Source organism: Vreelandella neptunia, from assembly GCF_000712975.1.
Lineage (GTDB): Bacteria > Pseudomonadota > Gammaproteobacteria > Pseudomonadales > Halomonadaceae > Vreelandella > Vreelandella qaidamensis.
The window spans coordinates 522021-544008 of the sequence record NZ_JHQL01000001.1; the positions used below are offsets into that span (position 1 = coordinate 522021).

23 protein-coding genes are annotated in these 21988 nt (G+C 50.9%); 13 read left to right on the plus strand and 10 right to left on the minus strand.

Annotated features, from left to right (window positions below; genetic code table 11):
• Window positions 1-51: 51 nt before the first annotated feature.
• The 7 genes from CR46_RS0102380 (at window position 52) to CR46_RS0102410 (ending at window position 9783) form a co-directional block, all read left to right on the plus strand.
• On the plus strand, window positions 52-4362 hold the full coding sequence (locus CR46_RS0102380; RefSeq protein ID WP_232222329.1) for an NACHT domain-containing protein: 4311 nt from the start codon (window positions 52-54) through the stop codon (window positions 4360-4362).
• A 228-nt stretch (window positions 4363-4590) separates the two neighbouring features.
• The gene (locus CR46_RS0102385; RefSeq protein WP_035536205.1) at window positions 4591-6609 is read left to right on the plus strand and encodes an STM2767 family DEAD/DEAH box helicase; all 2019 of its coding nucleotides are present in this window, start codon (window positions 4591-4593) and stop codon (window positions 6607-6609) included.
• On the plus strand, window positions 6606-7253 hold the full coding sequence (locus tag CR46_RS17935) for an STM2766 family helicase-associated protein (protein WP_051690102.1): 648 nt from the start codon (window positions 6606-6608) through the stop codon (window positions 7251-7253). Before CR46_RS0102385 ends, CR46_RS17935 begins: the two co-directional genes overlap by 4 nt.
• A gap of 208 nt (window positions 7254-7461) precedes the next feature.
• The gene (locus CR46_RS17690) at window positions 7462-8067 is read left to right on the plus strand and encodes a Fic family protein (RefSeq protein ID WP_084180348.1); all 606 of its coding nucleotides are present in this window, start codon (window positions 7462-7464) and stop codon (window positions 8065-8067) included.
• A gap of 107 nt (window positions 8068-8174) precedes the next feature.
• Entirely contained in the window at window positions 8175-8597 is a 423-nt protein-coding gene (locus CR46_RS0102400; RefSeq protein ID WP_030069788.1) for a DUF4357 domain-containing protein, read from the plus strand.
• A gap of 150 nt (window positions 8598-8747) precedes the next feature.
• Window positions 8748-9560 (plus strand): type IV toxin-antitoxin system AbiEi family antitoxin domain-containing protein, encoded by an 813-nt coding sequence (locus tag CR46_RS0102405; RefSeq protein ID WP_030069790.1) that lies wholly within the window; start codon window positions 8748-8750, stop codon window positions 9558-9560.
• Window positions 9544-9783, plus strand: coding sequence for a nucleotidyl transferase AbiEii/AbiGii toxin family protein (locus CR46_RS0102410; protein ID WP_030069792.1), 240 nt, complete (start codon window positions 9544-9546; stop codon window positions 9781-9783). Before CR46_RS0102405 ends, CR46_RS0102410 begins: the two co-directional genes overlap by 17 nt.
• 27 nt (window positions 9784-9810) lie before the next feature.
• Here CR46_RS0102410 and CR46_RS0102415 read toward each other — a convergent pair whose 3' ends face one another.
• Window positions 9811-10110: a type II toxin-antitoxin system RelE/ParE family toxin gene (locus CR46_RS0102415; protein ID WP_030069793.1), complete on the minus strand. Its 300-nt coding sequence runs from the start codon at window positions 10108-10110 to the stop codon at window positions 9811-9813.
• Window positions 10110-10358, minus strand: coding sequence for a type II toxin-antitoxin system ParD family antitoxin (locus CR46_RS0102420; protein WP_030069795.1), 249 nt, complete (start codon window positions 10356-10358; stop codon window positions 10110-10112). Before CR46_RS0102420 ends, CR46_RS0102415 begins: the two co-directional genes overlap by 1 nt.
• 308 nt (window positions 10359-10666) lie before the next feature.
• Between CR46_RS0102420 and rhuM the strand changes: the two genes are divergently transcribed.
• Both rhuM and CR46_RS0102430 read left to right on the plus strand, forming a co-directional pair.
• Window positions 10667-10876 carry a RhuM family protein gene (gene rhuM / locus CR46_RS0102425; RefSeq protein ID WP_232222338.1) on the plus strand — a complete coding sequence of 70 codons (210 nt, stop codon included), beginning with the start codon at window positions 10667-10669 and terminating at the stop codon, window positions 10874-10876.
• 162 nt (window positions 10877-11038) lie between these two features.
• Window positions 11039-11515 carry an NYN domain-containing protein gene (locus CR46_RS0102430; protein WP_030069799.1) on the plus strand — a complete coding sequence of 159 codons (477 nt, stop codon included), beginning with the start codon at window positions 11039-11041 and terminating at the stop codon, window positions 11513-11515.
• A gap of 25 nt (window positions 11516-11540) precedes the next feature.
• Here the strand turns inward: CR46_RS0102430 and CR46_RS0102435 are convergent, their stop codons facing one another.
• On the minus strand, window positions 11541-11837 hold the full coding sequence (locus tag CR46_RS0102435; RefSeq protein WP_030069802.1) for a DUF1330 domain-containing protein: 297 nt from the start codon (window positions 11835-11837) through the stop codon (window positions 11541-11543).
• A gap of 221 nt (window positions 11838-12058) precedes the next feature.
• On the opposite strand from CR46_RS0102435, the gene CR46_RS0102440 reads away from it, so the two are divergent.
• The gene (locus CR46_RS0102440; protein WP_030069804.1) at window positions 12059-13258 is read left to right on the plus strand and encodes a multidrug effflux MFS transporter; all 1200 of its coding nucleotides are present in this window, start codon (window positions 12059-12061) and stop codon (window positions 13256-13258) included.
• Between the two features lie 78 nt (window positions 13259-13336).
• Window positions 13337-14128: a PhzF family phenazine biosynthesis protein gene (locus CR46_RS0102445; protein WP_030069806.1), complete on the plus strand. Its 792-nt coding sequence runs from the start codon at window positions 13337-13339 to the stop codon at window positions 14126-14128.
• Between the two features lie 30 nt (window positions 14129-14158).
• Here CR46_RS0102445 and CR46_RS0102450 read toward each other — a convergent pair whose 3' ends face one another.
• Both CR46_RS0102450 and CR46_RS0102455 read right to left on the minus strand, forming a co-directional pair.
• Window positions 14159-14686, minus strand: a complete 528-nt coding sequence (locus CR46_RS0102450) for a hypothetical protein (RefSeq protein ID WP_030069808.1) — start codon at window positions 14684-14686, stop codon at window positions 14159-14161.
• 88 nt (window positions 14687-14774) lie between these two features.
• The gene (locus tag CR46_RS0102455; RefSeq protein ID WP_030069810.1) at window positions 14775-15218 is read right to left on the minus strand and encodes a MerR family transcriptional regulator; all 444 of its coding nucleotides are present in this window, start codon (window positions 15216-15218) and stop codon (window positions 14775-14777) included.
• A gap of 73 nt (window positions 15219-15291) precedes the next feature.
• Between CR46_RS0102455 and CR46_RS0102460 the strand changes: the two genes are divergently transcribed.
• Both CR46_RS0102460 and CR46_RS0102465 read left to right on the plus strand, forming a co-directional pair.
• Window positions 15292-16320 (plus strand): SO_0444 family Cu/Zn efflux transporter, encoded by a 1029-nt coding sequence (locus CR46_RS0102460; protein ID WP_030069813.1) that lies wholly within the window; start codon window positions 15292-15294, stop codon window positions 16318-16320.
• Window positions 16321-16416: 96 nt separating this feature from the next.
• Window positions 16417-17106, plus strand: coding sequence for a potassium channel family protein (locus CR46_RS0102465; RefSeq protein ID WP_232222330.1), 690 nt, complete (start codon window positions 16417-16419; stop codon window positions 17104-17106).
• Window positions 17107-17188: 82 nt separating this feature from the next.
• Here the strand turns inward: CR46_RS0102465 and CR46_RS0102470 are convergent, their stop codons facing one another.
• The 5 genes from CR46_RS0102470 to CR46_RS0102490 form a co-directional block, all read right to left on the minus strand.
• Window positions 17189-17929 (minus strand): hypothetical protein, encoded by a 741-nt coding sequence (locus CR46_RS0102470; protein WP_030069817.1) that lies wholly within the window; start codon window positions 17927-17929, stop codon window positions 17189-17191.
• A gap of 78 nt (window positions 17930-18007) precedes the next feature.
• Complete coding sequence (gene msrQ, locus CR46_RS0102475) at window positions 18008-18625, minus strand: protein-methionine-sulfoxide reductase heme-binding subunit MsrQ (protein ID WP_030069818.1); 618 nt, start codon at window positions 18623-18625, stop codon at window positions 18008-18010.
• On the minus strand, window positions 18625-19641 hold the full coding sequence (msrP, locus tag CR46_RS0102480; RefSeq protein WP_030069820.1) for a protein-methionine-sulfoxide reductase catalytic subunit MsrP: 1017 nt from the start codon (window positions 19639-19641) through the stop codon (window positions 18625-18627). The genes msrQ and msrP overlap by 1 nt, the downstream gene beginning before the upstream one ends.
• Window positions 19642-19734: 93 nt before the next feature.
• Window positions 19735-21225 (minus strand): sensor histidine kinase, encoded by a 1491-nt coding sequence (locus CR46_RS0102485; RefSeq protein ID WP_030069822.1) that lies wholly within the window; start codon window positions 21223-21225, stop codon window positions 19735-19737.
• A 3-nt stretch (window positions 21226-21228) separates the two neighbouring features.
• Window positions 21229-21930, minus strand: coding sequence for a response regulator transcription factor (locus tag CR46_RS0102490; RefSeq protein WP_030069824.1), 702 nt, complete (start codon window positions 21928-21930; stop codon window positions 21229-21231).
• Window positions 21931-21988: the final 58 nt, after the last annotated feature.

A 21988-nucleotide genomic window follows, 5' to 3' on the forward strand; every position in this document is an offset into this window, starting at 1 on the left:
GCGCACCACTAGATTCGGGCCTAATTAGTAAAAATTTTATAGGTGGCATTAGTGACAATAATAGAGCGGACCTTTAAAGATATCCCTGATGGGAAGGTTAATGATGCCGACCAACAGTCTTTCTTGGTCAGCCTGGGCTGGTCGCGAGGATATACATGGGATGATTTACTACATTCAAAACGTGTACTGATAATTTCCGAGGCAGGGGCAGGAAAAACCTACGAATGCCGTAAACAGTCGGAGCGCCTTTGGGCCTCGGGAGAATCTGCATTCTTCGTTGAATTGGCCGCGTTGGCAACAGAAGACCTTCGCAGTCTGTTAGATGCAGATGAAGAAGCCCGGCTGGATGGGTGGCTTGCCTCACAGTCTGAGGTGGCGACATTTTTTCTGGACTCGATTGACGAGCTAAAATTGACGATGGGGTCGTTTGAGCGCGCGCTCAAACGACTGAAAAAGTGTATCGGAGGTCAGCTTCATCGGGCGCGCGTCGTCATCACGACACGGCCGATCCCCTTCGACGAACAGCTGGTCCGAAACGTACTGCCTGTTCCTATGTCGCCGTCTTCGGACTCCGATGAAGAAGCATTTGCGAAGATCGCAATGCGTGAGCATCGGGAGCAACACGACAACAGAAGCAAAAATCAATCGCCCGATTGGCGGTCTGTAGCTTTAATGCCGTTGTCGGACGAACAGATCGTCGATTTTTGTCGACACCAGGGAGTGAGCGATCCTGATCTTCTTTTTGAAGACTTACGGCGTCGCAATGCCCTAGAGTTTGCACGTAGGCCTCAGGACCTCATTGAGTTATGCGCGGACTGGCGTGAGCATAAACGCATCCGAACACATCGCGATCAGGTTGCCACGAATGTTCGCGTGAAGTTGCTTCCTCGCGAAGACAGACCTGAACCGGCGGAATTATCTGTCGACAAGGCGATCGAAGGAGCTAGCCGACTCGCGCTTGCAGTTCAGATGACACGTCGTATAACCATTCGTCATAGTGCAGCGTCCGACGCTGTTGACGAGGAGGCAGCTCTTGATCCCGCGATCATCCTATCCGATTGGCAGCCGAACGAACGAAAAGCACTGCTGGAGCGTCCGTTATTTGGCTTCGCTTCTTATGGCCGAGTGCGCTTCCATCATCGCTCTGTTGCCGAGTACCTTGCTGCGGAGCGGCTAATAGCTTTTCGAAGACAAGGCATGCCGTTTCGAGCCCTCAAACGTCTTCTCTTCGCGGAGACAAAAGGTAACACAATCGTTCGCCCGTCCAAGCGACCAGTGGCGGGGTGGCTAGCCTTGCAAGAAGACGGGATATTTGAACTCTTGCGGGACAATGAGCCTGCTGTGCTTCTGGATGAAGGCGACCCAGAGTCGCTAACGCAGGCGCAGCGAAATCAAGCTCTTCACGCCTACGCTAAGCGCTACGGCCCTGGTGGGTGGAGAGGCCTTCAGGTGCCTCACATTCAGGTCCACCGATTTGCATCGAACGAGTTGGCAGAAGAAATCGACAGGATTTGGCGCAGTGGAGTAGAGAATCCGGATGTACGAGAAGTCCTCATCAGCCTTATAGAGGCGGGTCGCATAGAAGCTTGTGCAGACATCGTATTCGATATCACTCAGGACATTGCTGCAACTGCGGTCGAGCGCATAATGGCTATTGACGCTTTAGTAGCCCTTGGTGACGAGAGATTAGGGATAGTTTCTGCCAGGATAGCTGAGGCTGATGATCGCTGGCCTGACAGAGTAGTACGCGGTGCCATACTACGCCTTTTCCCAAAATACATGTCGGTTGAGCAGCTTTGTCGGACCCTTAAATGGATAAAGCGAGAGAAGCGCAATGTAGGCGATCTTAGTTGGCAACTACCACGCCTGATAGCAGGAGCGTCTCTTGATCTCCCTGTCCTTGAGGAACTTCGTGATGGTCTCCTCGCGCTAGTATCAGAGGGGCTTAAATGGCGAAAAGAGTGGCCGCATATTATGAGTGATCGGCCACATCTCAGTGGAGCACTCGCAGCAACATGTGAACGCGGCCTCGATATAAGCCTAGACGACCAGTGGCTGCATGGTGGTGTAATCGCATTGCGATTACACCACCGAGACCATTGCGACGATGAGCCGATCAAATCACTTCGCGAACGGCTGATCAATCTGAAAGCAGTGGACAATGAGCGTCTTTTCTGGGTTGAGGACGCTTTGCTGCAGTCGCTTCATGAAATCAAAGATCCTTGGAGACGGCTCGCAGAGATCACTATTCATGATGGACCAGTTCAGCTAAGACCGGACCGGGATCTGACTTGGGTGAGAGAAGCGCTTGGTGACACGACCCGGGATGCGGGTGAACGCGCAATGCTCTTGGAGGCAGCCATCCGTCTGTCGCCGGATCGTGATACATGGAAAAAACACGTTGAAGGACTTAGGCCTCTAATAGTGGATGAACCTTCATTCGTGCAAAGACTTGACGACTCGCTGAAGCCATCGAAGCACGACAAAGAGCATCGTCGTTGGGAAAAGAAGCAGGCTGAACGAAAGAAGCAAGAAGAGCGGCGAAAGGCCAAGAACCGCGCGAGCTGGGTTCAGTTCTGGCGAGAAGTTGCCAATCAGCCTGAAAACGCATTTTCGACGGAGCAAAGCTGGAACACTGCTTGGAACTTGTGGCGCGCCATGAGTCATGATGGTGAAGACAGTCGATCGTCAGGCTGGAACCGGCGATTCATTGAAGAGCAATTCAATCAAGAAACGGCCGACAAGCTTCGCCGGGTGCTGATGAAGATCTGGCGTGATGACCACCCAACTTTTCCCAGCGAAAGGCCCGAAGGCGAGCGCAATACATTTCTTGTGCGTTGGCAACTTGGTCTGGCCGCGATCTACGCCGAAGCGGAGGCCCCCGACTGGGCAGCTAAACTCGGCGATGCCGAAGCCGAGCTAGCCGCGCGGTACGCTCTGATTGAACTGAACGGCCTGCCTCAGTGGATAGAAGGTCTCGTAGACACGCACCCAAACGCTGTGGACCGGACGCTTGGAAATGAATTGTCGTGGGAGCTGAACCGGCCGTCAGGTGAGCGTGGACATTCGAGCCTACTTCAAGGAATTGATTATGCGCCTGAGAGGGTAGCCAGTTTATTTTTACCACGACTGGAATCCTGGCTAGATGACGGTGGGGACTGGATTAATGGCGCCGATAACACGACCGGAATCACCGAAAGGGTTCGGCAAGTCACACGGGTTATCTTGAAGCATGGCGATGCTGCGGAAATTAAGAGACTTCAAGAACGGGCACTACAAAGATTGGAACAACAATTGCCGTTTTCGCTGCGCCTTGTTTGGTTGTCGACCTTAATGCGAATTGATCCGCAGACGAGTGTCGAAAAGCTGGCGGATCAGATTGAGATAGTTGAACCATCTGAGCGATCAGACGCTGTGACATGGCTGGCCAGCCTCTTTGGTGATCGCCAAGACGGAATTGGTTTGGGTGATGAACGATTCACGCCGCAACTACTGCTGAGGCTTCTTCGTTTGGCCTATCGCCACGTTCGAATCCAAGACGATGCGCACCACGAAGGGTCCTATTCACCGGATACTCGAGACAACGCGGAACAGGCACGCAATAGCATTGTAACGGCATTACTCAACGCGAAAGGCGAGGAGGGCTTTGCTACCAAGCTCGAGATGGCCGCAGACCCTTTGTGCGCTCATTTCAAGGATCGCATTTTGGCTGTGGCAGAAGAGAGTTGGGCGCAAGAGATTGATGCTGAGGTATTTGATGAGGCTCAAGCGGTAGCGCTTGATCGAAGCGGGGAAGCGCCTGCCTCAACGAATGAAGCCATGTTTGCGATTTTGAAGGATAGGCTGTCTGACCTAAACGACCTTCTTCTCCGTGACGCGTCACCGCGAGAGGCTTGGGCAGGGATATCAGATGAGAGGGTCATGCGTCGAGAAATTTCGCGCGAGCTGAGCCATGCCGCGAACTCGATCTACACTGTGGACCAAGAGGCTGTTACAGCTGACGAAAAGGAAACTGATATACGTTTGCGCTCTGTTCTTTCTAAGCATGAAGCTGTGATTGAACTAAAACTTGGTGATGGGCGCACAGCGACAGACTTGCGAGATACAATAGAAAATCAGCTTGTTAGGAAATACATGGCAGCAGAATACAGTAAAGCTGGAGCTTTGCTGGTGACTCTTGCAAAAGACCGTCAATGGCAACATCCAGATGAAAAGCGCATGATCAAAGCGGATGAGTTATTGTCGCTGCTGACTGCAGAGGCTGACAGAGTGCAACAGGCTTTGGGAGGCGGAGCCTATATACATGTACACCTTCTTGATTTGCGTCCTAGGTTGCCTATTGAGTCTCAGGCTAAGCCTTGAATGCTAAGATAGGCTCCGAGTATCGACTTTGTTGCTTAAGTTGGTGATTTCTCGGCGTGGTATTTTTCATGGTCTTTTGATTTTTGTGGTTAGTATCATATTGAAAAATAAACATTTTTTATTTCTATTGATAATCGAGTGGGAGTGATTATTAGATATTGGTTTTTTCAAAAGCCCATCATATGATGGGCTTTTTTAGGGCTAGTAATAATGCTTTTGGGGAAGGTTATGGATAATAGCTGGTTTTTTTATGATGGCAAAGATGAGTATAAAGATCTCACAATAATTAAAGAGGCGAAAGAGTTTTCGCATGTTCATGAACTACAGTTATACGTAATAAATCGTCCTCTGAATGATTCTAAATACTATTATGATTATGATGGTGGTGTTGTTTTTTTGATGCCAGGTTACAGTATAGTCTTTTTAGACTGTGCGGTTAATGCAGAAGATTTTGACTATTTTTATGAAGACTTTATCGAGGATGTTGGTTCGTTAGCAGATAAATATAGACACAGGAAAGCTATAGGACGGCCTCGAGATTGGAAACGGACTGGATTGATTAAGAAAACTACATTGAATGAAATAGATAGTTTTGAAAATCTTTTAGGATTTTCGAGAATTGAAGATAGTGGGGAGGCAAGAAAGTGTGAGCTATTAATCTCCCTTATTACAGGTAGTGTGAATGATATTGATAAAGTAGGTGTTGAACAGCCTCAGTCTACACTTGAAAAAGTTAAGAGAAAGATACTTTTATTTGATGGAGAGCAAACTAGGTTTGTTTACCAGCCGCCTAAAAGTAAAGTGGTTAGAATACAAGGGATGTCTGGTGCAGGTAAAACTGAACTCTTGCTACATAAATTAAAAGAAATTTACGGTTCAGAGGATGAGCCTAAGGTTATGTTTACTTGCCATAATAAAATATTAGCTTCTAGCCTCCGAAATAGGATACCTGAGTTTTTTGACTTTATGAGAGTTGATCAGCAAATTGCTTGGCATGAGCGACTGTGGTGCGTACATGCTTGGGGAAGTCGGAATGATATACATAGTGGTGCATACCGATACATTTGCGCTCATTATGGAGTTGAGTTCTTTCCATTTTCTCCTAGATTTAGCTTTGAGGATGCTTGTGCTCACGCCCTGGAAGCTATCGGTGATAAACCAACAGATGAAAACAAATATGCTTTTGATTTTATGCTAATTGATGAGAGTCAAGATTTTCCAGAGGTTTTTTTTAAATTAGCTGAAAAAGTGACCAAGAAACGAGTATACGTTGCTGGTGATATCTTCCAAAGCATATTTGATAATTATTTAGCTGGCCCTGTAAGGCCTGATTTTCTTCTGAGAAAGTGCTACCGCACAGATCCTCGAACGCTAATGTTTTCCCACGGTCTAGGCACTGGTATGTTTGAAGTCCCTAAGCTGACATGGTTAGAAAAAGATGAATGGGAAGCCTGTGGTTATCAGGTGCAAGAGCTGGAAGGTAAATATCTTTTAAAGAGAGAGCCTGTGCGAAGGTTTGAAGATATAAACGACCAATCAATGCCTAGTGTTGAAATAGTTGAGTGTGGTAGTACTTCAGAATTCCCTGATATGGCTTTGGAAATTGTAAAAATAATTAAAGGAGATCACCCAACAGTAGAGGCAGATGATATAGGCACAATGTTTTATCAACCATCTCAGTATGGTTATAGTGTGGCAGATAGGTTGTCCATGCTATTGTCACGCGAGTTTGAGTGGAAGGTTAATAAAGCATACGAAACTAAGTCTAGGGGGAAGGGGGATTTTTTTATAAGCAATCAAAATAATGTGAAAGGGCTTGAGTTTCCATTTGTAATATGTTTTTTAAGTAATTTTTCTAGAGAGGCTCGTTATAGAAATGCCTTGTATATGATGCTGACTAGATCATTTATTAAGACTTATATAGTCGTTAAAAAGCCTGGAAATGAAGATATTCTTAAAATACTAAAGAGTACACTTTTAGAAATAAATACTCAAGGCCATATGACTGTTTCTATGCCTTCTGATAATGATGAAATGTCCTACGTTAATCCAATAGAGTATGATGCTGACAGCAGTCTCAGTCTTCAAGATATGGTTGAAGATGTTTGCAATAGTCAAGGGATTACAGATAGGTTTACAGTTATGGAGATTAATAAGGTTGCATCTGTACTTTTGCAAGATGACTATGACAGACAGGCAGTCGAGGAAGTAATTGAATCAAATATAAGATTTTTGAGAAAGCAATGAAAAAGAAAGTATACTACTTAGACGAAATGCAAACTAAGTTTTTATTTTCGCCTATCAGGAATAAGAAAGACCTTATCGATGTGTTGTTGCAGGCTGTTAAAGTTATGTTGATCGGTAATGACGCACCTGAAGATAAAGCTGTATCCAAGATGGTGCTAGTTGTTGATAAAATGAGTAGGCTCTTTTTCTGCAGCGATGAGAAGATTTTTTCCATTAATTTTCCTTTTTTGGTTGACTTGAGTAAAGATGGAAGTGCCTGCTTCTATAGTAAGCAAGGTTTTCCTGTAGATAGTCGTGCTACATCTTTATTTATGTCCGTATTTAATGAGCACATATATGGTGTCAGTGATGTTGAAGAATTTGCCTATAGTGTAATAGATGTTAATGAAGAATATAGTGGGCAGTTAAATGATTTTTGGATTTTTTTTAAAGAGGTCGTTTTGTTTGAGGATGGCTATCTGAGATTTGATTATGACACTGAAAGACAGGATGAAAGATTACACCCTTTGTCACATGTTGATGTTTATTACTCAAACTCGAATACTTTTAAGATAGGTTTGTATTCTAGAATCGATTTCGATGGTTTTTTCGATATCATAAACGTTGGCAGTGAAGTTTACTATATGTCTCCTTTTAAGAGTTAATTATCCATATATGGTTTAGATAATGCATAAGCTATGTGGAAAATGGGTGGATGAGTGTCCAAGAGTCCGTGTGGCTATTTACTCAGCAGCAAGTGACTGTCACTAATCTTAGCTGTCTATGTTGTCGATTAAGGCATCCATCGAAAAATCACCCACGAATTCGCCCGCTCGGCCTACCTTGCATTTTGAAGCGCCGCCCCGTGGGTAGTTGGAAACTGAGCTGGATGCCTTTATTACTTGGTTCAACCAGTCGCCTCAGGGGCTCGATGGGCTGGTTCGCTCTGGTATAACCCATCTATGGGTGATTACCTTGCACCCCTTTGATGATGGCAATGGGCGCGTTACCCGCGCGGTGACAGATCGTGCGCTTGCGCATGCAGAGCGTCAATCCGTGCGGTTCTATTCCTTGAGCGCGGCCATTATGGCGCGCCGCCACGCTTACTACGATCATCTCGAAAGCACCCAGAAAGGCGGTCTCGATATTACGCCTTGGCTGTTGTGGTTTCTCGATACGCTAAAAGAGGCGCTTGAGCAGGCGCTGTTAAGAATCGACCGGGTATTAGTTAAGGCTACCTTTTGGCAGCGCCATGCCACCACCGTGCTAAACGAACGGAAAATCAAGGTGCTGAACCGTTTTTTGGATACCGCAGGAGAGGAATTCGCGCAGGGTATCAATGCCCGCAAGTACCAATCGTTGGCTAAGGTGAGCAAAGCCACTGCCACGCGGGATTTGGCAGAACTGGTGGAGAAAGGCTGCCTTTCCAAGCTACCCGGCGGTGGGCGCAGCACGCGCTATACGGTGTTACTTGGGTAAGCTTATGAAGGTACGCAGTAGGTGGTGGGCTTGGTCAGTGAGGCCATGTCGCTTGCAATGAAAATCGACCTATAACAAGTGAATGCCTTTGCCTCACAACACTTTGGATGCTGGTGATTTTTCCGCTGTTGGGAATTGATGCGTTTGAAGCAGCCAGCAGCCAAGCTGCTGCGGCATCTTCAGAGCAAGAAGAGCCGCCACTTACGCTTTATCTCAACGAACGCGGGGTCGAAGATGTTGGCAGAGAAGTCGCCGATGGCTTTGTGGTACTAAAAGGCTCATTAGCTCGTGCTGAAGAGACGGTGTCTATTCACGACTACATGCGCGAGCAGCGTCAGCTTCTACAAGAGCGCGGTGTGATCTCGCCGCTAGATGGAAAGCTGGTATTTACCCAAGATTTCCGCTTTTCATCTCCCTCAACAGCGGCAGGCGTGTTGGTGGGCGGCAGCGCCAACGGTCGACTCGCCTGGAAGGATGCTGATGGCAAAACGCTGAAGGCTATTCAGGACGTACGCTTGGCAAACATTTAAGTATTGGTGGTGCCCATCGGTCAAGCACTCGGCATCTTGGTTGTTGAGTTCAATGATTCTTAAATAAGCTCACTAATAGTGATCAAAATTTATTTCAGGTAAACCTCGTGTTCACTGGACAAGGTTACCCAAAGCCGTAATATGTTCACTATGAGTGAACAAAAACCATCGAAGATAAACCATCTGTTAGCTAGCCTGGAAGATACGGATTTAGTCTCCAGTCGCTGGCTGCAGGCGTATGGCTATTCGAGAAGCCTTGTGGCGCGCTATGTCTCCAGCGGTTGGCTGGTGTCACCAGCGCGTGGCGTCTATCTGAGAAAAGGTGGGCGGCTACAGTGGCAGGGCGTACTGCGAAGCCTGCAAGAGCGTGAGGGCTTGGCGTTATACGTTGGTGGGCGCTTCGCGCTGGCAATGCATGGGTACGAACACTATCTGCGGCTGGGCGAAGCTGCCACGATAACGCTTTACGGGACTACTCGGCCACCAGGTTGGCTGAGCCAGTTGGCTCTGCCTGAGAGATTTGTATTCTGCGGCAAGCCTCCCTTTGTTTGGCCGTTTACTGCAGATTCTCAAAAGGATCACTTACTCGAGCAGGGGCTGAAACGGCAAGAGATGCTTTCTGGTGCGGGAACCATCGTTTGTTCGACACCGGAGCGCGCGATACTGGAACTGTGCGATAGCCCCACCTGCGCGGCGATGGTCTATGAAGCCGATGCGCTTATGCAGAGCTTGGCAACACTGAGCCCAAAGCGCATGACGGCGTTGCTGCGCCATTGCAACAGTATCAAGGCCAAACGCCTGTTTCTCGCCTTGGCGGATCGATACCAGCATGCGTGGTTGCGTCGCCTATCGTTGGATGAGGTGGATCTCGGCAGTGGCAAACGCGTGCTGATACCCGGAGGACGTTTGCACCCGATTTATCAGATCACGCTACCGAGGGACTTGGATGAGCACTTGGGATAAACGCTACACCGACCGCTTACAGCTGCTGGTAGATATTCTCCCGGTGCTGTCACTAGAGCCGCGCTTTGCATTGAAAGGCGGAACGGCGATCAATCTGTTCGAGCATGATCTACCTCGGTTGTCGGTGGATATCGATCTTACCTGGTTGCCGGCCCACGGTTTCGCCGAGGATGCCGCTGCGATTGATAAGGCGCTGACAGCGCTGGCTGATACATTCATTTAAGCAGGGCAGTCGTTAAACTATTTTGGCTCATTCAGGCAGAAAATAAGAAACGATATCCATCTCTTTGTGAGGAATACCAATGATTTCAATACATTCCTGGCCGATTAGATAAAAGATAACGTGCTGGCCCTGAGGGTAGCTGTAATAACCCTCGCTAACATCCGAGCGGTGCTTTCCCAGCTTGGGATTTTTTGTGAGCCAGTGAAACCGTTTTTCAAAATTCTTCAAATAGGTATTTCGTTGGTTCTTGCCCCATTGCCACTCTGTATAGCGGCCGATATTTTTTAAATCGTCTCTTGCTCTCAGCGTGATATGGAAAGTGGGCATCAAGCCTCGCTATCCAAGTCGTTGATTAGGCCATCCATCGAAAAATCATCCACGAATTCACCTGCTCTCGCTTGCTCTGCACCTTGGGCTAAGTGAGTGCGAAGCGCTTCAAGTTTGCTTTTGCGCTCTTCCATTGCACGTAACGCATCACGCACAACCTCACTGGCGGAGCCATAGCGGCCGCTGGCGACCTCGTTTCTGATAAAGACTTCCCAGTGCTCCCCTAGGCTGAGGCTGGTCGTGGCCATTATGGTGTCCTTATTCATAAGTAATAAATATGAATATAGGTACGGTTGGCAAGGTTAGCAAGAGAGGTAATCTCTGTCTGTCAGGCTTGCTGTTCATTTTTACACTTTGGCTCGGGTGAAGCTTTGCATTGTTAGCCCATGAGCCGAATATAAACCGTAATCGGCTCATAATATGATCTGAATAGGCAGGGCAATCGGCTCATTTACCTCTGGGAGCAGCAATATTGACCGCTTTTGGCGTAGGGAGTACACAGGCCGCTATGCGATGACTGATGCCCGAGGTTATCGCCATGGAATATGGTTGGTTGATGGCTTTTAGGGTGCCAGCCTATAGCGACAAAGCTTTAACTATCCGGAAATTCCGGATAGTTCGCCAAGAGGGTAGGCACCAAGTTCAGCGGGAGATTGATCACTACACTCTGGACATGATTATCTCGGTTGGTTATCGGGTGAAACCTCAGCGTGGCGTCCAATTTCGCAAACGGGCCACCCAGGTTCTCAAAGACGGTCTGGTGTAGGGCTATCCCCTCAATCAACGCCGTCTAACCGAAAGTGGTAGATGCGCGGTAGCTCATTTACTTCCAGAAGGCGTATTCCCAATCGCTGCGCGGTACCATGTAGACACTTCCACGCCCGTCTTGCGAGGCTGGCGTTTCACTCCCTGCCTAGGCCTATTTGTCATGACACGTGTTGCTATTTTTGTGGATACCCAGAACGTCTACTACACCGTGCGCGAAGCCTACGGCAAGCACTTTGATTATCGCCGGTTTTGGGCGAAGGTGACGGCGGACCGTGAAGTACTCACTGCCCGCTGCTATGCCATTGATAAGGGCGATGCCAAGCAGCGTGAGTTCCAGAATATCCTCCGCTCGATTGGGTTTGAGGTCAGGCTCAAGCCGTTCATCCAGCGCTCGGATGGTTCTGCCAAGGGCGACTGGGACGTGGGGATCACGCTGGATGCTATCGAGTACGCGGCGAAAGCGGATGTGGTGGTGCTGGTCTCCGGCGATGGCGATTTCGATCTTCTGGCCCAGAAAATCCGTGAAGTACATGGCAAGCGTGTCGAGGTCTATGGCGTGCCCCAGCTCAGCGCAGCCTCTCTCATCAATGCCGCGAGCGAGTTTATTCCCATCGAGCGGGGATTGCTGTTGGGGTGAATGAGAGGGCTGAGCCGAATAAACTTCACGCCTTTTCGATACCATCTACCAAAAAGACGCGGTAATCGGCACCCTGGAAACGGTGCTTACGGGCTTCCTGATAGGCGGGGCTTTCGTACCAGGCGCGGGCGGCGGCCATATCGGGGAAGCGTAGAATCACCGCACCTTCCATGGCGCTACCTTCGAGCACCTCAAACTCACCATAGAAGGCGAGCGGCTGTGGGTCGTGGCCTTCACGGGCGGCTTTGGCCTTTTCGCTGTAGCGTTTCATTTCTTCGTTATCGTGGGTGTGCTCACGGGTCAGTACGATGTAGGCGGGCATGCGGTTCTCCTCGTTGGTATAAAATGCGCTATGCAATCATACCTTTTATTGGTCAGGGGCTGTCCACTTGCTCTCAAAACCTTGCTCTCAAAGCCTTACTCCCGCTCTTACTCCCAAAGCCCCATTAGCAAGCCACCTACCTATTCGATTGCCTTGATAGCATCTGTCGGTATGATGCTTTGGATGTTGTCCATCATTATGCCCCTTTACCATGAGCTTCTATGACTCAATCTAAAACACCTTTCATTGTGGTGCTGAGCTTGGCAATGACCATGATGCTGGGCCCGTTTTCCATGGATACGTACCTGCCAGCCTTTCCGATTATCGGTGAATCACTGGGGGTTTCTCAGCAGGCGGTGTCACTGAGTGTTTCGGTGTATGTCTTCGCGATGGCGTTTGGTCAGTTAATCGGCGGTGCGCTTTCAGACCGTTTCGGGCGCCAGCGGGTGCTGATGAGTGGGCTGGCGATTTTTGCGCTCTCAAGCATTGTGATTGGTATGGCGGATTCCTTAAATACGCTGCTCTGGGGGCGCGCAGTGCAGGCCCTTGGTGCTGGTTCTACCCTGGTATCTGTACCGGCGCTGGTGCGTGACCGGGTGGCGGGCCGTGATGCCGCGAAACTGTTTTCGATGATGGGCTTTATCATGGTGCTGGCGCCAGGTATTGCGCCAAGTGTAGGCAGCGCGATTCTGACGCTAGGCTCCTGGCACACTATCTTTTTCGCTTTGGCGGTCTACGCGTTGCTGCTGGTGCCATTGCTGGTACGGGTACTCTTTACCGGTACGGGCAAGGTGTCTCGCATGAAAAGCCCTAAGATGAGCCTGCTGGCGCGTTATAAATTGGTTCTGTCGACAAAGCCGGCTCTGCCGTTCATCGTTTGGCAGGCTGCCTCATTTTCTACTCTGATGATGTTTATCACCTATGCCTCATTTATTTATCAGGGGCATTTCGGCCAGTCGCCTTCGGCGTTTTCGATGCTGTTTGCAGCGAATATCGTCGCGATGCTTATCTTCAATATTCTCAATCGAATCCTGCTTTCCAGGTTGCCGTCGCTGCGTATTTTGCAGTTGGCAACGGGCTGTCAGGGTATCGGCATACTGCTGCTGGTGATGGCTGCCTTTATGGAGTGGCCGCTGTACGCTTTCCTACCCGCCATGATGTTGACCATCGGCTCGATAGGGGCGATCTCGCCGAATATCCAGGCCTGCTTTTTGGAGTTCTTTCCCACCAGTGGCGGGACGGCCGCAGCACTTTTGGGTGCTGCCCAGTTCGGGGTCGCCGGGCTGCTCAGCGCACTGTCCGCTATGTTGCCGCATACGCTTGAAGCGGTCATTCTAGCCATGGCCGCCTGTGGGCTGGTGGCGTATGTGATGCTTGCCCGTTCTATTATTAAAGGGCGTGCCACTACTGAGGCGCCCTAGGTCAGGCGGCGCGCCCTTGGTAAACGCCTCGTGTTATCCAAAACATAATGACCATGACGTTAGAAAAGGCTGGCTGTAATGAATATAGATCTTTACCAAGTCGATGCGTTTGCCTCTAAACCGTTTGAAGGTAACCCTGCGGCGGTTTGTCCGTTGGAAACGTGGCTAGATGATGGGTTATTGCAGGCGATAGCCACAGAGAACAACCTCTCTGAAACCGCCTTTTTTGTGCCGACTGAATCTGGCTATCAGCTGCGCTGGTTTACCCCTGCGGTAGAAGTGGATTTGTGTGGTCATGCCACGCTGGCGGCGGCGTGGGTGATTTTTAATATGCTGGGCGATAGTGCTGAACTGCTGCAGTTCGAGACCCGCAGCGGCCAGCTTTTAGTGCAGCGTGACGGCTACGAACTGGCAATGGATTTTCCCGCAAAGGTCGTCGAACCTTTAACGATGGAAGCTGAGGTAAAGGCAGCGCTAGGGATTAACGAGATCGAAGAACTGCTGATATCTGACGATATCGTGGTGGTGGTTAACGATGCGCAGTTGATTGAATCGCTAACGCCGGATATGCAGCAATTGAAGCGCCTTCCAGGCCGCGGCATTGTCGTTACTGCGAAAGGCAGCGATGTAGACGTTGTCTCTCGCTGGTTCGGCCCCAACGTAGGTGTGGAAGAAGATCCTGTTACTGGCTCGGCGCATACCTCGCTTGCGCCTTATTGGGCGAAACGGCTGGGTAAGCAGCAGCTTACCGCACGCCAGGGTGGTGCCCGCAAAGGTGCGCTGAGCTGCGAGATAGAAGGCGACCGCGTCATTATCAAAGGCCGCGTTGCGCCTTACTTGAAAGGGGTGATTACGCTGCCACCACAGTGACGTGGCAGGGTAGGCGTCGTCGGTCATTTGCTAATGGGGATTAGCGGGGTCGTCGGCTGGTATAAAGGTCGCAGGCTCAGCCACGGGAGGTAGCTGCTTGTTTTCCAGGGTAGCCAAGGCAATCTTGTAACAATCCTCAATATGGCTGTTGCCCATGTACTTCATGGCAGTAAAGCTAATAGTGCCAGCCACAGCGCTGCCAATGAAGGGAACAAACTTAGTAACCCCTTTGGCGGCGACCTTAACGCCCATCTTGTTCAGCAGCGTTATAATTAGTTTCTTGGTGATGTATTTTCCGGCTAACTTGCTTCCCGTATTGGAAATGGCGGTCATCACAAAGAGTTTGGTTTCGGTATCCAGGCTTTCGATTTGTTCAGGCGACAACCCAAACTGAGCGTTAATTTTGGGAATTATGCGCATTAAGATAGCTACGTCTGAACCGATATCTAGCCCAGGTATAGGAATGACAGCGGTGCCCGCCGAGATTCCCGCGCTTTTGGTCACCATCGAATAGCATGACTTTTTAATAGCGTCGAGTTCTTCCCTTGTCTCAATCATGCGGCATTCCTTTTTTACGATGCTGATATAACCGTAGCCGACGGCTGCGCGAAATTCGATGTTGTGGGGGATGTTGCCAGGTGAGCCCTTATGCTTTCACTGCCCCACATCCCCGTTCAGTGCAGGCGGGTTGGTGGTCATATAGCGTTTGAATGATCTGGCAGTTGGCAGTTTTTCCGCCTCGGCATTGGTGAACCACTTGGCGCAGTTCGCCTGCCAGGGCTTGTAAAGCGGCGATACGCTCTTCTAAGTGTTCTAGGTGGCGGCTGGCGATATCATCGGCGGCGGTGCAGTCGGTATCAGGGTTGTCGGAAAGCGCTAGCAATTCCTGAATGCTGTGCAGGTCTAACCCTAGGCTACGACCATGGCGAATGAAGCCAATGCGTTCTAGCGCGGCCTGATCATACAATCGATAGCCTTGTTCTCCCCGCTGTGGCGGTGCCAGTAATCCCAACTTTTCATAATGGCGAATGCTTTCCGGCGAGCATCCGGTTCGGCTGGCAACTTCCCCAATACGATAGTGGCGTTTCATCGGCTTGACCCTGTAACGATGACAGGGTTTAGGCTAGTCGTTACTTTGATAGTTAACAAGCAGGTAACTGACGATGAAGCTGATCAACGAGCTGTTGAGTATTGCCTTAACCGCTGCCCCTTGGCTGTTACTGGGGTTGGTGATTGCGGGGCTGATTAAGGCGTTGATGCCAGAGCATTTGCTACAGCGTTGGATGGGTGGGCGTGGGCTGGGAAGTATTACCCGAGCGGCGGTGATTGGGATGCCGTTGCCGCTGTGTTCGTGTGGGGCGATTCCTACCGCGCTGGCGCTGCATCGGGGCGGGGCGGGCCGTGGGCCAACCACGTCTTTTTTGATCAGCACCCCAGGCGTGGGGGTAGATTCAATGCTCATCACCAGTGTGCTGTTAGGCCCCCTAATGGCGCTTGCTCGGGTGCTGGGAGCGTTGGTAACCGCGATAGTGACGGGTATTTTAGTGGGCTTTACTGGCCAAACAGGGCTGCCGAAAAACACCCCTGTTAGCAGCTGCTGTGCATCAAAAGGCTGTGACGCTGACGGCGCCAACGCACATGCCTCTGATTCGACGGGGGTGATCGCAGGGTTGAAGTATGCCTTCAGTGATTTATTGGATGATATCAGTCGCTGGATGTTTGCCGGTTTATTGCTAGCAGGGGTGCTGGTGACCTTTGTGCCGCCAGAAACCCTGGTGGGATTTTCAGGTGGTTTGTGGGCGTTACTCCTTATGGCGGTCATCGGCATTCCTTTGTATATCTGTGCTACCGCAGCCACCCCCGTTGCTGCAGGTTTACTATTGGCGGGCATTTCACCAGGAATGGCGCTAGTCTTTCTGCTTGCTGGCCCTGTAACGAGCCTAGCCACCCTGGCTATTCTGCGGCGTGAGTTTGGCAGCCAAGCGTTAGCGGTTTATCTCGTCAGCATTCTGCTGGTGACGGTGTTGATCGGTTGGGTGTTTGATCAAGGACTGGCGATGACAGGGTGGGACCCCGTTCAACAGGCGAGCCAAGTTCAGGAGCTGCTGCCGGTGTGGCTAGAATGGCTGGCTTTAGCAGCACTGGTAGTATTTGCTATTCGCCCTGTTCGTAAGCGGTTGTTCGGGTTTTAGATCGCTGCATTCACTAATAAGTCTTTTGAAGAAATGATCATAAATAGAGCTGAGCTTTACCGGTAGTTAGCCTTAGAAACGCACCTGCGGCAGGGGTTGTCGACCATTAATAGAGTCGTCTGCGTACTGATTTTGCTGGCATCGCTGGTGGCTATTTTGGAAACGGAGCCAATGCTGCGGGCACTTTCACCACGCCTTTTTCTTACCCTAGAAACCGTGTTTGTGGTGATCTTTATCGGCGAGTATTTACTGCGTCTGTATGTTGTCGGTGAAGATCCTCGTTACCGCGGGATAAAAGGCCGGTTGCGCTATGTATTTTCGTTTTGGGCCATGGTGGATTTACTGGCGATTTTGCCGTATTTCCTGGGGTTTATGGTTCAAAACAACGGCTTCTTACTACATATGTTGCGTTTGGCGCTAATGTTGCGACTAACCCGTTTAGGCCGATTCAGCCAGGCTTGGGTAGCGCTGGCAGAGGCGCTGAAATCTCGTTCTCATGAGCTGTGGTTGAGTGCGGGTCTAGCGATGCTATTGCTGTTACTTTCCTCTTTCTGCCTGTATTTAGCAGAAGCCTCTGCCCAACCGGAAGTGTTTGGCAGCGTGCTCCGTGTGCTGTGGTGGAGTGTTACTACGCTGACGACGGTGGGGTATGGCGATATGGTTCCTATCACTGGGTTAGGTAAGTTTTTTGCGGGATTAACGGCGGTGGCGGGCATCGGGATTATCGCGATGCCCACGGGGATTTTGGCGGCGGTATTAAGTGATGCGTTTCAGAAAAATCGCTAGTCTCCGGTGGGAAGTCATCCGCTGAGGCTTTTAGGTGCTATTCCCACGACGAGCGGGGCGTCATGTCGTGGAAAACGTGTTACTAAAACATCCAGGTTGCGCCTAGTAGTGGGCCACTCATCGACACATCAACGCGGGTGCCGTTTTCATCGCGGTCTACTGCTAAGTGCCGAAAGCCTGCTGAAAGGTGAAAAGCATCATTTACCTGGTAGTTCGCCGTGGCGACCGCTTGCCATGTGCTACTGGCATCTATGCCGAAGCCGCCCCCATCAACATGCACTAACGTTGACCACTTAGGTGTCCACGTTGAGCGCAGCCGGGCGGCTAAAAGTGGATCGACCCAGCGTTCCGTGTGACTGGCGCTAATGCCTAAGGCGGGCACGCTCACGTCAGCTTCTATTCGCCAAGCCCGTGCACCCGCTAATAGATCTAGGTATTGGGTCGGGGTGTTGAGCACTTGATAGCCTGCTGCTGCGGTTATCGAACGCTGACGTAGGTTGCCTTCTATCGCAACGCCGGGCTGCAACGTGCTCTCATGGCTCAGTGATGCCCAGGTAATATCTCCAAACAAAACCCAGCGGTCTTTACGGGCGCTACCGGCCATAAAAAAAGCACCTTCTAGGTCACTCAATACATCACTAAAAGAGCGTGAGGTGCTGATGGTTGGGGCGTTGGAGAGTGGCCGGACATCGCCAGCCAGCGCTGTCATCCACACATAGGGGGTTAGCTGGAAACGCCAAGAGTCGTCTTGTGCGTGGGTGTTGGCGGCGAAGCCAGCAGCCATAAAGCCAACTGAGGCAATAAGTAAGCGGGCGTTGGGCATCGTCATTGTCCTAATGAGAGTGTCCTAATGAGAGTGTCTTAATGTTAGCCGTGCCGTTTAACTTTTACCGAGATATGTTCACCGACTCAATCGGTAGCGCAGTTTTGGTAGTGTGCGAGCGACGGGCGGCAGGCGGGTTGCCATGACTAATGCGGCAATGGCGGCATACATGGCCCACTCTTGCATGTCGGCACGTACTACCCAGAAAAAGTGCAGTAACACTAAGCCTAAAATGACATAAGAAAATTTGTGTAGCGGTTTCCAGCGTTTGCCTAAGCGGCGAATTGACCAGCGGTTAGAGGTAGCACCTAATACGGCAAGGCCGATCAGTGCGATCATGCCAACAATGATATAGGGCCGTTTGATCAACTCGCTACCTAGTAGTGCCCAGTTAAGCCCCAGAATAAACAGCGCGTAGCTGAGCATATGCAGGGTGGCATAGGCGAGTGTCCACAGACCAAGTTGACGGCGGATCAATGCAAAGCCTTTCCAGCGGGTGAACTTAGTGAGCGGCGTAAGACTCAGCGTGAGGAGCAGCATACATAGCCCGCCAATGCCGATGTTCAGCAGCAGGTAATTCCCTGGCTCGGGGCCAGCGGCGTTACTGGCTACCTGCCAGCCCCAGAACACCAGCGGCGCGAGCGCCGCCAGGAAAACGCCTATCCGCCACAGTAACCATACCCGTGGTGCTGCCATTAGTAGTACTTCCTTAAATCCATGCCAGCATAGAGCTCGGCGACCTCGTCGGCATAGCCGTTAAACATCTGCGTATCAATGGTATTAGAATTAAACAGGCTGTTGGGTAGACGTCGCTCGGTGGCTTGGCTCCAACGCGGATGGTCAACTTCTGGGTTAACATTGGCATAAAAGCCGTACTCATCAGCGGCGATTTGCTGCCAGGAGTTGACCGGCTGCTCTTCCACCAGTGAGATACGCACAATGGATTTAATGCTCTTGAAGCCATATTTCCAAGGCACTACCAGCCGCAAGGGCGCGCCGTTCTGGTTGGGCAATTCACGGCCATACATGCCCATGGCGAGCAGTGTCAGCGGATTCATGGCCTCATCTAAGCGCAAACCTTCCACGTAAGGCCAATCGATGATCGAGAATGAAGAGCGTTGGCCACGCATCTGCTCTGGGTCGACTAGGGTTTCAAAGCGCACGTACTTGGCTTTGCTGGTGGGGTCGGCACGTCGAATTACCTCCGCAAGGGGGATGCCAAGCCAGGGAATCACCATTGACCACGCCTCTACGCAGCGCAAACGGTAAATACGCTCTTCAAACTGCGAAGGCTTAGCGAAGTCTTCTAGGGCAAAGCGCCCGCCGTTATTCACTTCACCGTCGACTACCACGCTCCATGGCTGGGTTTCCAGGCTGCCTGCATGGCGGGCAGGGTCGCGTTTATCGGTGCCAAACTCAAAAAAGTTGTTGTAGCCGCTGGCATCGTCAAAAGGGGCGATTTTATCTTTATCAGGGTCGTTTGGGGTGATAGCTCGCCACTGGGTGTTGCTAATTTTCTCCCTCAGCCAGACTGGAGCATCGCCTTCCGGCACATCAGAATAATCTTCGTTGGCGCGGACGTGGCCGGAGAGGGCAAGCCCCGCGCCTAGACCCGCCATGCCGCCCATAAAGCGCCGTCGGGAGAGGTAAATAGATTCCGGTGTTACATCGGATTCGTGTAAATCACTCGGTTTGGCAATCTTTATAAGCATGTGGTGTCTCCACTCGCTATGGGGAAGGGGTGTGATGACTCTAGCCAGTTTGCACCAGATTTATCACAACCAGCTCTCTAGGTTATTACGTATTTATAACGTTAGAGTGCGAGGGGCGGTGGGTAACCGTATGCAGAAGGATGCACCGCCAGTGTCCAGGTTCTCGACACTGATATCACCGCCCTGAAGCGTCATGATTCTGCGTGCAATGGCCAGCCCTAATCCTGCATGGCCAGCGCCATCAGAGGTCTCACCACGATAAAACGGGTCAAAGATATGCGGCAGGTCCTGTTCCGAGATGCCTGAGCCGCTGTCTTGTACGCAAACCTGTGGTTTGCCGTCCGTTTGACTAAGCACAACGTCGATGTTGCCGCCAGCGGGGCTGTAGGCAATGGCGTTGCTGATCAAGTTGTCGAGTACGCGTTCGGTCATAGCAAGATCGGCGTAGGCTCTGGGTAACGCTGGATTACCGCTCAACGTTAGCGCTAATTGGTTATCTCTTGCAGTTTGATCGTGCTTCTGCACTACGTCATGTACCAGTTCTGCTAGCGGGAAGGGTTCAGGTACTGGCTGTTTCTCTCTTGCCTCAAGGGCGGCAAGCTCGAAGAGCTCATCCACTAAGCGGCTTAACCGACGGCCTTCTTTGAGGGCAATGTCGAGAAAGCGATCCTGTTCTTGGGGGCTGAGACGATCACGCCTTAATTTCAGGCTTTCGATATAGCCTTGCATGGAGGCAAGCGGGGTTCGCAGGTCGTGGGATACTTGGGCGATCAAGCGACGGCGTTGGGTATCCTTTTCTGTCAGCTGTTCGATCTGGGTGGCAATTCGATGGGCCATGTCGTCGAAGGTAGCGTCCAAATAATCGATCTCATCGCGCACCACGGACTGTTTGTCGTGCCATCTGCTATCGAGCCGGGGCTGGCTCATGTCGCTGTTTTCAAACGCTTCCACTCGGCGTGTTAATGATCTCAGGCGGCGAGTCAGCAGGCGGAAAATAGTCAGCCCTGCGAGCATCGTCACCGTTAGGCTGACTAGCAACGCCCAGGCGCTCATTTCCAGTAGTTTGCCACCACGGGCCATGGTTTCCGCCGTGTCGTACTCTTCACCCCGTAAAACGACATAGAGGTACCCTTCGGGGTTGTCTGCTGTTGGCACCGGGGTAACGGAAAAGACTTTCTGCCGATCGTGACTGCGGGGGGCATCACCAAGTATCGGATAAAGGCTCATGTCATCCACTAGCCTGCGTATGGGAGCCATCGAGACTTGCTTGCGTTTAATCTTCGCTGGGTCTGCTGAATAAGACAGGATGGTGCCATCCAGCCCTAGCAGGTAGATCTCGATGCTGGGATTAATTGCCATGTACAGTGCGAATAGTTCTTCTAGAGCGCTACTATCAAGTTGCCCGTTGCTGACCAGATTTCTGTCTGATACTAGATTTTTGGCTAGATTCTGGTGTAACGCTTGATTGACCGAAGCATTGTATTCGCGCAGCGAATAGAGGCTGATGAAGGTATATAGCAGGCCGACGGCGAGCAATAACAGAAATAAGCCTAAGGCTAGCCGAGTATAGAGTGTTTTCAGCATAACTTATTCGCGGAAGCGATAGCCCACCCCCCAAACGGTTTGGATAAACGCCGGGGCAGCGGGGTCCGCTTCGATCTTGCCCCGTAAGCGATTGATATGGGTATTGACGGTATGTTCGTAACCTTCGTGGCTGTAGCCCCACACGGTATCAAGCAGTTGGGCACGGCTAAATACCCGCCCGGGATGCGTGGCAAAGTGCCATAACAGGTCAAATTCTCGGGCAGTGAGTTCAACAGGCTGGTCTTTTATAAATACCCGCCGACGCAGCGGGTCAATGCGCAGCCTATCGGTGATTAATTCTTGCTGGCTGGGTTCCGCGGCTGAGGAAGATGCCATGGCATCTACGCGTCGGAACAAGGCTTTCACCCTTGCCGATAGTTCAGCCACACTGAAGGGCTTGGTGAGGTAATCATCCGCCCCCATTTCCAGGCCTAGAACCCGATCCAGCTCCGTACTTTTAGCGGTTAGCATCAGTACCGGAACGTAACCTGGGCCAGCGCGGATTTCGCGGCAAATTGACAGCCCGTCCAGGCCGGGCAGCATCAGGTCGAGAACCACAAGGTCGATTCCCCCTTCACGAAAACGCGCAAGCCCGGAATCACCGCGCTCGCAAAGAATAGGGTTCATGCCAAGCTCGGCCACATGCATGCGGACGAGCTCACCAATACCCGGGTTATCTTCAATAATCAATACGTTTCGTGTCATAGGTAGTCGCATTATCTTCTTTTGTGCTTTCGCCTTATGGCTCTAGGCGCTTGGGTAC